This is a genomic window from Streptomyces sp. UNOC14_S4 (assembly GCF_020740835.1).
In the GTDB taxonomy this organism is placed as follows: domain Bacteria; phylum Actinomycetota; class Actinomycetes; order Streptomycetales; family Streptomycetaceae; genus Streptomyces.
Window position 1 is genome coordinate 1,222 of the sequence record NZ_JAINFC010000183.1, and the last position, 11,930, is coordinate 13,151.

Genomic DNA, 11,930 nt, shown 5'->3' on the forward strand with positions numbered 1-11,930 from the left:
GAGCGACCCTCCTTCCGTCGCGATGACGACCGTGGCGGTTTCCGTCGCGACGAGCGCCGCGACGACCGTCCGTCCTTCCGCCGTGACGACCGTGGCCCCCGTCGTGACGACGACCGCGGTGGCTTCCGCCGTGACGACCGTCGCGATGACCGTGGCCCGCGTCGTGATGACGACCGTGGCGGTTTCCGTCGCGACGAGCGCCGCGACGACCGTCCCTCGTTCCGCCGTGACGACCGTGGCCCCCGCCGCGATGACGACCGCGGCCCGCGCCGCGATGACGACCGCGGTGGCTACCGTGGTGGCCGCGACGACCGCGGTGGTCGCCAGGGTGGCGGCTACGGCCGTCGCGACGACCGCCAGGGCGGTGGCTTCCGTGGCGGACGCGGTGAGCGCTCCGGTGGCTACGGCCGCCGTGACGACCGCGGCCCCCGTCGGGATGACGACCGTGAGCCGATGAAGCGCCTGCCGATCCCCGACGACGTGACCGGCGAGGAGATCGACAAGGACGTCAAGCAGGAGCTCATGAGCCTGCCGAAGGGCCTGGCGGAAGAGGTCGCCCGGAACCTCGTCATGGTCGCCAGGCTCCTGGACGAGGACGCCGAGCAGGCGTATGGCTACTCCCGCGTCGCCCTGCGCCTCGCCTCCCGCGTCGCCGCCGTGCGCGAGGCCGCCGGCTTCGCCTCGTACGCCAACTCCAAGTACGCCGAGGCGCTGGCCGAGTTCCGTGCCGCACGCCGGATGACCGGCTCCGTCGAGCTGTGGCCCGTCATGGCCGACTGCGAGCGCGGCATGGGCCGCCCGGAGCGTGCCCTGGCCATGGCCGGTGAGCCCGAGGTCCAGAAGCTCGACAAGGCCGGCCAGGTCGAGATGCGGCTCGTCGCCGCCGGTGCCCGCAAGGACATGGGCCAGGCCGAGGCCGCGGTCGTCACCCTGCAGAGCCCCGAGCTCGCCTCGAACTCGGTCCAGCCGTGGACCGCGCGCCTCCGCTACGCCTACGCCGACGCGCTGATCGCCGTGGGCCGCGAGAACGAGGCCCGCGAGTGGTTCGCCAAGGCCCTCGAGGCCGACCAGGGCGGCATGACCGACGCCTCCGACCGCCTCGCGGAGCTGGACGGCGTGGCGTTCACGGACGCCCTTGTCGAGGACGCCGAGGACGACGAGGTCAAGGAGACGGCAGAGGCGGCGGAGACGGTGGAGACGACGGAGGAGGCCGCGGAGGCCGCCCCCGAGGCCGTCAAGCCCGAGGTCCCGCAGTTCGTCGAGCCGGTCATGCCCGAGGCCCCCGCGGCCGAGGACGTCAAGGATGTCAAGGACGCCGAGGCCGATAAGGACGCGGACAAGAGCTGATCGCGGCCACGCCGTAGCCGTGCGGCAGCACACCGAGGGCGGAACTCCTGACCGGGAGTTCCGCCCTCGGGCATATGGAGTGGCCTATGGGGTGTCAGTCCAGCGCCAGGCTCCGCAGCACCAGCCCCGTCGCCGGCTTCGGGCCGAAGGACGTGGACTTGCGCGGCATGGTGACGCCCTGCTCGGCCAGTTCGCGGACGACGTCCTCGCGGACCGGGTGCATCAGGACGGCCGTGCCCCCGTGCCGTTCGGCCTGACGCACCGCTGCCGCCGTCTCGTGGATGTAGCCGATGTGCTCGGGGTCGTCCGGGACGTGCCAGATGTGCTCCAGGAGCACCGAGTGCAGCACCGTGGCGTCGAGTGTGCGCCACGCCTCCGGGCGGTCGCCGGGGACCGTACGGGCCAGGAGCTCGGGGTCGGGGCTTTCCAGCAGGTGGAAGCTGCCGTCGCCCGCGAGGACGAAGGCGTTGTCGTCCTTGTCCTTGGCCTCCGCGAGCGCGTCCAGGGCCTGCGGCAGCGAGTCGCCGAGGGTGCGTACGCGGAACGCGTCGCCGACCGCGGCGAGTGCCTCCGCCACCGGCAGCCGGTGCAGCAGACGGTGGATGGCCCGTACGCGCAGCGGGTAGCGGGCCGTGTCCACGAGGAGGACCAGGCCGAAGTCCCAGGGGCCGGGGGCCGGTTGCTCGGCGCGCAGCCGGAGATAGGTGGCCCAGCGGTGGTGGCCGTCGGCGATGAGGGCCTGCTGCCGGGAGAGGTCGGCACCGATGGCGGCCAGGTCCGCGGGGTCGGTGATCGACCACAGCCGGTGCGCGTAGCCGTCGTCGGTGGTCGTGGACAGCAGGGGCGCCGTGGTGATCACCCGGTCGATGACCTCCGCCGCCCCGCCGGGGCCCGCGTCGCCGCGGTAGGAGAAGAGCAGCGGTTCGAGGTTGGCGGCGGTGCCGCGCATCAGCGCCGCCCGGTCCTCCACGATGTGCGGCATCACGTCCTCGTGGGGGAGGACGACGCCCTCCTCGCGCGGGCTGAGGCGCAGCGCCCCGATCAGGCCGCGCTGCAGGATGCCGTCGCCGCGCTGCTCGTAGACGTAGAGGGCGGGCTCGGGGTCCGGCGCGAGAATACGTTCCTCCTGCCAGCGGCGCAGCGTCTCCGCGGCCTGCCGGTGCCGGTCCGCGGCCGTCGCGGCCTGGGGGAGGATGAGCCGGACGATGTTGTACGGGTCCGCGGTCTCCAGATGCCGCAGCCCGTCGGGCCGTACGACCACGTCGTACGGTGGCGACGTGACGGCGGAGAGACTGCCGACCCGTTCCGGGACGTAGCGCAGCCCTCGGAAAGGCGTGAGTTCGAGACCCTGCCCCGTATCCCCTGTTCGGCCTGGAGTGCTCATTGGGAAATGTTATGTCTCATGGCCCGATGAGCAATGATCGTGGAAGAGACGTACAGCACAAGGAGCGAGTCACGATGAACCAGACCGTCCGGATCCGGCCGGAAGGCAGTGCGCAGCGGCTCAGCGCGGCCTACGACACGGCGCTGCTGGACCTAGACGGCGTGGTCTACGCGGGTGGCGAGGCCATCCCGTACGCCGTCACGTCGCTGGGGGAGGCCCGGGACGGCGGGATGCACCTGGCCTATGTGACCAACAACGCGGCCCGCACGCCGCAGACCGTCGCCGCGCACCTGACGGAGCTCGGGGTGCCCGCCGAGCCCTCGGACGTGATCACCTCGGCGCAGGCGGTGGCGCGGCTGATCGCCGATCAGTTCCCGGCGGGGTCACGGGTGTTGCTGATCGGTGCCGAGGGGCTGCGGGTGGCGCTGGAGGAGCGCGGGCTGGTGCCGGTGGAGTCGGCGGACGACGACCCGGCCGCCGTGGCGCAGGGCTACGGCGGGCCCGACATGCCGTGGTCGCGGCTGATGGAGGCGTCGTACGCGGTGGCACGCGGAGTGCCGTGGTTCGCGTCCAACACGGATCTGACGATCCCCAGCGCCCGGGGCATCGCGCCGGGCAACGGTTCCGCGGTGCGGGTCGTGAGCTGGGCGACCGGCGTCGAGCCGCAGGTGGCGGGGAAGCCGCTGCCGCCGATGCACCGCGAGACGGTGCTGCGGACGGGCGCGAAGCGGCCGTTGGTGGTCGGCGACCGGCTCGACACGGACATTGAGGGAGCGTACGCGGGGGGCGTCGATTCACTCCTCGTGCTGACGGGGGTGACCACGGCGGCCGAGCTGCTCGCCGCGGCGCCGAAGCATCGTCCGACGTACGTGGCGGAGGACCTGCGGGGGTTGCTGGAGGCGCAGCCGGCCGTCGAGGAAGCCGGTGGCTCCGGCTTCCGGTGCGGCGGGTGGACGGCGTCGGCCGTCGGCGACGAGCTTTTGCTGGCGGGTTCGGGCGAGCCGGTCGATGGGCTGCGGGCGCTTTGCGGGGCCGCCTGGGCGGCGGCGGGGGCCGGTGAGTGTGTCCTGGACGGGGGGAAGGCGTTGGCCCTGCTGGGGCTTTGAGGGTTGTCTTGTGTCTGCGGGTTAGTGGGGGCTGGTCGCGCCCACGCGGCGGAGCCGCAGATCGATGCAGCCCCGCGCCCCTTTGCCTACGAGCTCGGTCTGCTGAGCGCGTTGGCGACTGCGGGCCGTCGCTGGTTGCTCGCGCAGTTCCCCGCGCCCCTTGGGGCGGTGGCGGTCGTGTTTCGGCTGCTGGGCGGTGGGGCTGCTCGCGCCCGCGCGGCGGAGCCGCACGATGTCACAGCCCCGCGCCCCTAAACGCGCCCCTGACGGGGCGCCCCGTCAGGGGCGCGGGGAACTGCGCGCTCAGCTGTCCACGGTCCGTGGCCGACGGGCGATCGGTGTCGGACGGTGCTTAGTCGGCCTGCTGCTCCGACTGGTCCCGCTCCCACTCCTTCAGGAGGTCCTCCTCCGAGGCCCCCCGGCGCCAGTAGCCCGTGAATTCGATGGCGCGGCGGTCGAAGCCGCGGTCGCCCACCAGGTGGCGGCGCAGGGTGCGGACCGCGGCGGCCTCGCCCGCGATCCAGGCGTAGGGCGTGCCCTCCGGCAGTTCGGCCGCCCGGACCGCGTCGACGACCGGTGTCGCGGCGGCGGAGCCGCGGACCAGCCAGGTGATGTCGGCGTCGGCGGCCGTCGGGAGGTCCTGGACGTCCTCCGCGTGCGGCACCTCGATCCAGACCTTCGCCCTGGCCCCGGCGGGCAGCCAGGCGAGGATGCCCGCGACGGCGGGCAGCGCCGTCTCGTCCGCGGTGACGAGCGTCCAGTCGGTGCCCGCGGGCGGGCGGAAGTCGACGCCGCCGTTGTCCTCGACGACGGGCGCGAGCGCGGCGACGCGGTCGCCGGGCCTCGCCGCCTGGGCCCAGTTGGTGGCCGGGCCGCCGTGGCCGTTCGCGTCGCCGTGCACGGCGAAGTCGACGTCCAGCTCGTCCGGGTCCGTGCGCAGGTCGCGGATGGTGTACGTGCGCATGACGGAGCGGACCGCCGGGTCCTGGGCGCGCCAGTTCGCGAACCAGCCCTCGTCGAGGACCTCGGGCATGACGGGCGCGTCCTGGCCGGGCTGCGGCAGGAACAGCTTGAAGCGCTGGTCGCGGCCGCCGCTGACGGCCTCGGCGAGGTCCGCGGCCCCGAAGGTGACGCGGACCATGGCGGGGCTGATCCGGGCCGTGCGCACGACGTGCAGGTCGAAGAACCGGAAGGGCGGGCTCGGCGCGGCGGTGGTGGAGGTGGTCATGCGGGACGGAGTCCTTTCGGCCGGCGGGGGCAACGGCGGTCGGATGGACCGCCGGGGCCGGCCGGCTCGGGGGAAGCGGCCGGCCCCGACGGGGTCAGTTGGCCTTCTTGGCCTTCGCGACGGCCTCGGCGAGGCGCTCGACGAGCGGTGCGCAGCCCGCGTAGGAGAAGCGCGGCTCGCTCAGCCACGGGGTGATCTGGCCGGCCTTGACGGCGGGCAGCCCGGCCCAGGTGGGCTTGGAGCCGAGGTCCTTGGGCTGGAGGGCGACGGTGCGGTCGTCGAGGAGGATCAGGTCGGCGGCGTACTTGCCCGCGTTCTCCCAGCTGAGGCTCTCGAAGAAGCCGCCGGTGACCTTGTCGGGCATGACGAACTCGACGCCGAGCTGCTTGAAGTAGGTGAGGTCGGCGTAGACCGAGGGGTCGGAGACGTAGAGCATGTCGGCGGCGGCGGACGCGGCCATGACCTTGAGGCCCTTGTTGTCGCGGGCGGCCTTGCGGAGGGTCTCGGAGGCCTTCTCGAAGCGCTCCTTGGCGTCGGTGACCTTCTTCGCCTTCAGGTCGGCGCCCAGCGACCCGGCGAGCTCGGCGTGGCGGCCGATGGCGTCGGTCAGGGAGGTCTTCGCGACGCTGATGCCGACGCTCGGGGCGAGCCCGAGGATCTTCTTCTTGCTGTCGTCCGGCACGTACCACAGCTCCTTGCCCTGGAACATGCTGGTGACGAGCAGTTCGGGGCCCAGGGCCGCGTACTTCTCGACGTTGAACTCGCCCCAGGCGTTGCCGAGGACGGTCACCTTGTCGACGTCGATGTCGCCGGCCTGCGGGTCGGGCTTGCCGTCCTTGAGCTTGGTCGGGCCGAACACGGCGGCGCACTCGATGCCGAAGTCGTGCAGGGCGGCGGCGGTGCCGGTGAAGGCGACGATCTTCTTGGGCGTCCGGTCCGCCTTGGCGGTCTCGCCGCGGTCGTCCTTGAAGCTCCAGGAGCCGGAGTCCGAGCCCGAGTCGCCGCCTGATGACGTGCCGCCCCCGCAGGCCGTCAGAAAGGCGCCGAGTCCGAGCGCGCCGCCTGCCGCCAGGAGGCCGCGGCGGGACAGGGAGCTGACAGCGGTGGTGCGGGGGGTGCTCATGGTGATGCGCTTCTCTCGGGTCTCTCGGATCTCTCGGACTCGCTCGAACGGGACACTCGAACGGGGCAACGTCAGGGTAGGCTAACCTAACCTGGTGTTGGTCGACAGTCTCCCCGAAACCCCAGCGGCACCACCGCGGTCCGCGCCGGCCGGCCGGAACGCGGCCCGCGCGGCAGGTCTGTTCGCCGCCCTGGGAGCGCTGCTCCTGGTCGCCGTGGCGAGCGTCGCCATCGGCGCCAAGCAGATCCCCGTCGAACAGGTCTGGAACGCGCTCGTCCACTCCGCGTCCGGTGCCGACGCCGTGGTCGTCCGCGACGTGCGCCTGCCGCGGACGCTCCTGGGCATCGTCGTCGGTGCCGCGCTCGGGCTCGCGGGCGCCGTGATGCAGGCGCTCACCCGCAACCCGCTCGCCGAACCCGGCATCCTCGGCGTCAACGCCGGTGCCGCGGCCGCTGTCGTCTCCGCCATCACCTTCCTGGGCATCGGCACGGTCAGCGGCTACATGTGGTTCGCCTTCCTGGGCGCGGCCGTCGTCTCCGTGGCCGTCCACTTCCTCGCGGGCAGCCGCAACGCGACACCGGTGCGCCTCGCGCTGGCGGGCACGGCCGTGACATACGCGCTCTACGGCTACGTCTACGCGGTGCAGCTGTCGGACCGGGTGGCGATGGACCGGATGCGGTTCTGGATCGTCGGCTCGCTCGCCTCCTCGACCATGGACACCGTCCGGCAGGTCGCGCCCTTCGTCGGTATCGGCGTGCTGCTCTGCCTCGCCCTCGCCCGGCCGCTCAACGCCATGGCCCTCGGCGACGACCAGGCGCTCGCGCTGGGCTCGCGGCCGAACGTCACCCGCGTGCTGGCGATGGCCGCCATCACCCTGCTGTGCGGCGGGGCCACCGCGGCCTGCGGGCCGATCGTCTTCGTCGGCCTGATCATCCCGCACCTCGTCCGCAGCCTGACCGGCCCCGACCTGCGCTGGATCCTGCCGTACTCGGCCGTCCTGTCGCCCGTGCTGCTGCTCGGCGCCGACGTGCTCGGACGGGTCGTCACCCGCCCCGGGGAGCTCCAGGTCGGCATCGTCACGGCGATCGTCGGCGGGCCCCTCTTCATCCACCTCGTACGCCGCCGGAAGGTGGTCAAGCAGTGAGTGCCCCTTCCTCCCCCCGGACCGCCTCCCGGGTGATCCGCACCCGCGGCGGGCTCTCGCTGCGCGTGGCCCCGCGGGCCGTCCTCGTCGTCGCCGCGCTGCTGGCCGTCGCCGCGGCCGCGGCCGTCGCGCTCATCGGCACCGGCGACTACCCGATGTCGCCCGCCGACGTCCTCACCACCCTCACCGGCGGCGGCACGCCCGCCCAGGAGTTCATCGTCCAGGACCTGCGGCTGCCGCGCGTCCTGGTCGGCCTGCTCGTCGGCGCCGCCCTCGGCACGGCGGGCGCCGTCTTCCAGTCGGTCTCCCGCAACCCGCTGGGCAGCCCCGACGTCATCGGCTTCGGCCAGGGCTCGGCGGTCGGCGCCCTCGCCGTCATCGTCCTCTTCCACGGCAGCCCGTCCGCCGTCGCGGCCGGCGCCGTCGCCGGCGGCCTCGTCACCGGCGCCGCGGTCTACCTGCTCGCGTGGAAGAAGGGCGTCCACGGCTACCGCCTCGTCCTCGTCGGCATCGGCGCGGCCGCCGTGCTCACCGGCGTCCGCGACTACCTGATGACCCGCGCCGACCTCAACGACGCCACGCGCGCCATGGTCTGGATGGTCGGCTCCCTCAACGGCCGCGACTGGGGCCAGGTCTGGCCGCTGCTCGTCGTCTGCGCCCTGCTCCTCCCCGTCCTCCTCGGCCAGGGCAGGGCCCTGCGGATGATGGAGATGGGCGAGGACGCGGCCTGCGCGCTGGGCATCCGCACCGAGCGCGTACGCGTCGTGGTGATGGGCGCCGCCGTGCTGCTGACCGGCGTCGCGACCGCCGCCGCGGGCCCCATCGGCTTCATCGCCCTCGCCGCGCCCCAGCTCGCCAAGCGGCTGACCCGCGCCCCCGGCCCCAACCTCGCCGCCTCCGCCTGCATGGGCGCGGCTCTGCTGATCACCGCCGACTGGGCCTCCCAGCGGTTCTTCGGCGCCGGCCAGCTCCCCGTCGGCGCGGTCACCGGCATGGTCGGCGGCTGCTATCTGCTGTGGCTGCTGTTCACCGAGCGCAAGGCGGGCCGGATATGACGCCGCGAGACCTGACGTACATCCAAGGAGAGACCACCGTGACCGACGTACGCGAAGCCACCGGGCCGCGGACGGACGCCCCCCACCGCACCGGCGCGGACGCGCGGCCGACGAGCCGCCTCGCGGCCGAGGCCGTCACGCTCTCCTACGATCAGCGGGTCATCGCCGAGAACCTCTCGGTCGCGATCCCCGACCACTCCTTCACGGTGATCGTCGGCCCCAACGGCTGCGGCAAGTCCACCCTCCTGCGCGCCCTGTCCCGCATGCTCAGGCCCGCCGCCGGGTCCGTGCTCCTGGACGGCGCCGCCATCGACTCGTACCCCGCCAAGCAGGTCGCCCGTACGCTCGGGCTCCTCCCGCAGTCCTCCGTGGCCCCCGACGGGATCACCGTCGCCGACCTCGTCGCCCGCGGCCGCTACCCCCACCAAGGGCTGCTGCGGCAGTGGTCGCGCGAGGACGAGCGGATCGTCCAGGAGTCGATGGCCGCCACCGGTGTCGACCCCCTCGCCGACCGCCACGTCGACGAGCTCTCCGGCGGCCAGCGGCAGCGCGTGTGGATCGCCATGGCCCTCGCCCAGCAGACCCCGCTGCTCCTGCTGGACGAGCCGACCACCTACCTCGACATCCAGCACCAGCTCGACGTCCTCGACCTGTGCGCCGAGCTCCACGAGGAGCAGGGCCGCACCCTCGTCGCCGTGCTGCACGACCTGAACCACGCCGCCCGCTACGCCACCCACCTGATCGTGCTGCGCGGCGGCGAGGTCGTCGCCCAGGGCGACCCGCGCGAGGTGGTCACCGCCGAGCTGGTCGAGCGGGTGTTCGGCATCCGGTGCCGGGTCATCGACGACCCCGAGACCGGCACGCCTCTGGTCGTACCGGCCGCCGCCCGGCAGCGCCGGAAGCCTTGAGCTCCGCTGGAGTCCGGTGCGCCTACGGGGGTGCCTCTTGCGCTTGGTGCGCGGCTGCGGGCCGTGGCTGGTTGCTCGCGCAGTTCCCCGCGCCCCTGACGGGGCGCTGTCGGTTACAGCAGCTTCCGCAGTCGCAGTACGTCGCGCAGGCCCGCCTGCACCCGTACCCGGCCCCCGGCCCACGCCCGGGCGAAGTTCAGCCGCCCGTCCACCAGGGCCACGAGGTCGTCGCCCGCCATCGTCAGCCCGATCTCCGCCCGGCGTTCCGGGGTGCCGGGCACGGTCTCCACGTCCTGGATGTGCCCGCCCGCCAGGTGCCCCGTGAAGGTGACGTCGAGGTCGGTGATGTGGCAGCTGAGCGAGCGGTCGGGCGCGGCGGCCTCCCGCAGGTCGCCGCTCGCCCCCGCGAGGTTCTCCGCCAGCCGGTCGAGTGCGGCACGGCACTCCTCGATGGTCGCCATGGACCGGACGCTACACCGGGGGCCCGGGAGGCGAACGGGTACGCCGCGAAGACGGCGGGACGGGGTAGCGTCGGGGCATGACCGATCCGACGACCGGCGCGCAGGCGGCCCCGCACCCGCAGGCCGCCCCCGCCCCGACCGCCGAGGCCCGGCCGACCGCCGAGGCCCAGGGCGAGCACCCGGCCGGCCCCCGGCCGCTCGGCGCCGACCGCGCTCCCACCGGTGAGCCCGCGGTGGACACCGCCCTCGCCCGGCTGGCCGACGCCGACCACCTCGACGTGAACGGCCACCTCGCGGTGTACGAGGATGTACACGGGGACCTGCGGGAAGCGCTCGCCGCGCTCGACCGGGCCCCCGGCCCGTCCGGGGCCCCCACGCCCATGGGGTCCCCCGCCTCGTACGACACCAGGAGCTGAACCACCCGTGGCAGTGACCCGCCCTCGACGCAGCCGACTCGACGCCGAGCTGGTCCGCCGCAAACTGGCCCGGTCCCGCGAGCAGGCCGGCCAGCTCATCGCGGCGGGCCGGGTGACTGTCGGCGGCGCCGTGGCGACGAAGTCCGCCACTCAGGTGGAGATCAGTGCCGCCATCGTCGTCACCGCCGACGAGAACGACCCGGACTACGTCTCCCGCGGCGGGCACAAGCTCGCCGGTGCCTTCGCCGCCTTCGTACCCCAGGGGCTGAAGGTCGAGGGCCGCCGGGCGCTCGACGCGGGCGCCTCCACCGGCGGCTTCACCGACGTCCTGCTCCGCGCGGGCGCCGCCCACGTCGTCGCCGTCGACGTCGGCTACGGACAGCTCGCCTGGTCGCTGCAGAGCGACGAGCGGGTCACCGTCAAGGACCGCACCAACGTCCGCGAGCTGACGCTCGACCAGATCGACGACCGGCCCGTCGACATCGTCGTCGGCGACCTGTCCTTCATCCCCCTGGGCCTGGTGCTCCCCGCGCTCGTGCGCTGCGCCGCCCCCGACGCCGACCTGGTCCTCATGGTCAAGCCCCAGTTCGAGGTCGGCAAGGAGCGCCTCGGCAGCGGCGGCGTGGTGCGCAGCACCCAGCTGCGGGCCGAGGCCGTGCGCACCGTCGCGGCGCAGGCGGCCGAACTCGGCCTCGGCGTGCTGGGCGTGACGGCGAGCCCGCTGCCAGGTCCCTCCGGCAACGTCGAGTACTTTCTGTGGCTGCGCGCCGGTGCGCCTGCACTGGACCCGGCGGACGTTGACCGTGCAGTGGCGGAGGGGCCCCGTTGACCACTTCAGAAGCAGCATCATCAGCACAGACCGCAGAACGCGGGGAGAACGGCGGGCGCACCGTCTTCCTCCTCGCGCACACCGGCCGTCCCGCGGCCATCCGCAGTGCCGAACTCGTCGTCCAGGGGCTGCTGCGCTGCGGCATCGGGGTGCGGGTGCTCGCCGAGGAGGCGGCGGACCTGCCGCTGCCCTCCGCCGTCGAACTGGTCGAGTGCGGCCCGGACCACCCGGACGTCCTGGAGGGCTGCGAACTCCTCGTCGTCCTCGGCGGTGACGGCACGCTCCTGCGCGGCGCCGAGTTCGCCCGCAGCTCCGGGGTGCCCATGCTGGGCGTCAACCTCGGCCGCGTCGGCTTCCTCGCCGAGGCCGAGCGCGACGACCTCGACAAGGTCGTGGACCGCGTCGTCACCCGCGCCTACGAGGTCGAGGAGCGGATGACCATCGACGTGCTCGTCCGCACCGACGGGCGCGTCGTGCACACCGACTGGGCGCTCAACGAGGCGTCCGTGGAGAAGGCCGCGCGCGAGCGGATGCTGGAGGTCGTCACCGAGGTCGACGGCCGGCCGGTGTCCCGCTTCGGCGGCGACGGCGTGGTCTGCGCGACGCCGACCGGCTCGACGGCGTACGCCTTCTCGGCGGGCGGGCCGGTGGTGTGGCCGGAGGTGGAGGCCCTGCTCATGGTCCCCATCAGCGCCCACGCGCTGTTCGCCAAGCCGCTCGTGACGGCGCCGGACTCGGTCCTCGCGGTGGAGGTGCAGCCGCAGACGCCGAACGGGGTGCTGTGGTGCGACGGCCGCCGCTCGGTGGAACTGCCGGCGGGGGCGCGGGTGGAGGTGCGGCGGGGGGCCGTTCCGGTACGGCTGGCCCGCCTGCACCACGCGTCGTTCACGGACCGGCTGGTGGCGAAGTTCGCGTTGCCGGTTGCGGGG

The 11,930-nt window shown here is 73.7% G+C and carries 13 protein-coding genes; 9 read left to right on the forward strand and 4 right to left on the reverse strand.

The annotated features are described in order from the left end of the window. Positions 1–457: hypothetical protein (locus K6I34_RS18000; RefSeq protein WP_229327291.1), on the forward strand; the 457-nt coding region annotated here is incomplete at its 5' end. Continuing rightward, on the forward strand, positions 454–1,347 hold the full coding sequence (locus K6I34_RS18005) for a hypothetical protein (protein WP_229327292.1): 894 nt from the start codon (positions 454–456) through the stop codon (positions 1,345–1,347). The genes K6I34_RS18000 and K6I34_RS18005, both read left to right, overlap by 4 nt. A 94-nt stretch (positions 1,348–1,441) precedes the next feature. Here the strand turns inward: K6I34_RS18005 and K6I34_RS18010 are convergent, their stop codons facing one another. Next, entirely contained in the window at positions 1,442–2,731 is a 1,290-nt protein-coding gene (locus tag K6I34_RS18010; protein ID WP_229327293.1) for a DUF1015 domain-containing protein, read from the reverse strand. A 74-nt stretch (positions 2,732–2,805) separates the two neighbouring features. On the opposite strand from K6I34_RS18010, the gene K6I34_RS18015 reads away from it, so the two are divergent. Further along, complete coding sequence (locus tag K6I34_RS18015) at positions 2,806–3,837, forward strand: HAD-IIA family hydrolase (RefSeq protein ID WP_229327294.1); 1,032 nt, start codon at positions 2,806–2,808, stop codon at positions 3,835–3,837. 352 nt (positions 3,838–4,189) lie between these two features. Here K6I34_RS18015 and K6I34_RS18020 read toward each other — a convergent pair whose 3' ends face one another. After that, entirely contained in the window at positions 4,190–5,065 is an 876-nt protein-coding gene (locus K6I34_RS18020) for a siderophore-interacting protein (RefSeq protein WP_229327295.1), read from the reverse strand. Between the two features lie 94 nt (positions 5,066–5,159). Next, entirely contained in the window at positions 5,160–6,188 is a 1,029-nt protein-coding gene (locus K6I34_RS18025; RefSeq protein ID WP_229327296.1) for an ABC transporter substrate-binding protein, read from the reverse strand. A gap of 94 nt (positions 6,189–6,282) precedes the next feature. Here K6I34_RS18025 and K6I34_RS18030 point away from each other — a divergent pair, with 94 nt between their 5' ends. The 3 genes from K6I34_RS18030 to K6I34_RS18040 are packed head-to-tail and all read left to right on the forward strand — an operon-like array spanning position 6,283 to position 9,295. Beyond that, positions 6,283–7,332, forward strand: a complete 1,050-nt coding sequence (locus K6I34_RS18030) for an iron ABC transporter permease (protein WP_229327297.1) — start codon at positions 6,283–6,285, stop codon at positions 7,330–7,332. Then, the gene (locus K6I34_RS18035; RefSeq protein ID WP_229327298.1) at positions 7,329–8,387 is read left to right on the forward strand and encodes an iron chelate uptake ABC transporter family permease subunit; all 1,059 of its coding nucleotides are present in this window, start codon (positions 7,329–7,331) and stop codon (positions 8,385–8,387) included. The genes K6I34_RS18030 and K6I34_RS18035 overlap by 4 nt, the downstream gene beginning before the upstream one ends. Positions 8,388–8,425: 38 nt before the next feature. Continuing rightward, complete coding sequence (locus K6I34_RS18040; RefSeq protein ID WP_229327299.1) at positions 8,426–9,295, forward strand: ABC transporter ATP-binding protein; 870 nt, start codon at positions 8,426–8,428, stop codon at positions 9,293–9,295. Positions 9,296–9,408: 113 nt separating this feature from the next. Here K6I34_RS18040 and K6I34_RS18045 read toward each other — a convergent pair whose 3' ends face one another. Then, complete coding sequence (locus tag K6I34_RS18045; RefSeq protein WP_229327300.1) at positions 9,409–9,756, reverse strand: sterol-binding protein; 348 nt, start codon at positions 9,754–9,756, stop codon at positions 9,409–9,411. A 77-nt stretch (positions 9,757–9,833) separates the two neighbouring features. On the opposite strand from K6I34_RS18045, the gene K6I34_RS18050 reads away from it, so the two are divergent. The 3 genes from K6I34_RS18050 to K6I34_RS18060 form a co-directional block, all read left to right on the forward strand. Next, on the forward strand, positions 9,834–10,172 hold the full coding sequence (locus tag K6I34_RS18050) for a hypothetical protein (protein ID WP_229327301.1): 339 nt from the start codon (positions 9,834–9,836) through the stop codon (positions 10,170–10,172). Between the two features lie 13 nt (positions 10,173–10,185). Then, positions 10,186–11,001: a TlyA family RNA methyltransferase gene (locus K6I34_RS18055; RefSeq protein ID WP_229327303.1), complete on the forward strand. Its 816-nt coding sequence runs from the start codon at positions 10,186–10,188 to the stop codon at positions 10,999–11,001. Beyond that, positions 10,998–11,930: NAD kinase (locus tag K6I34_RS18060; RefSeq protein ID WP_229327302.1), on the forward strand; the 933-nt coding region annotated here is incomplete at its 3' end. The genes K6I34_RS18055 and K6I34_RS18060, both read left to right, overlap by 4 nt.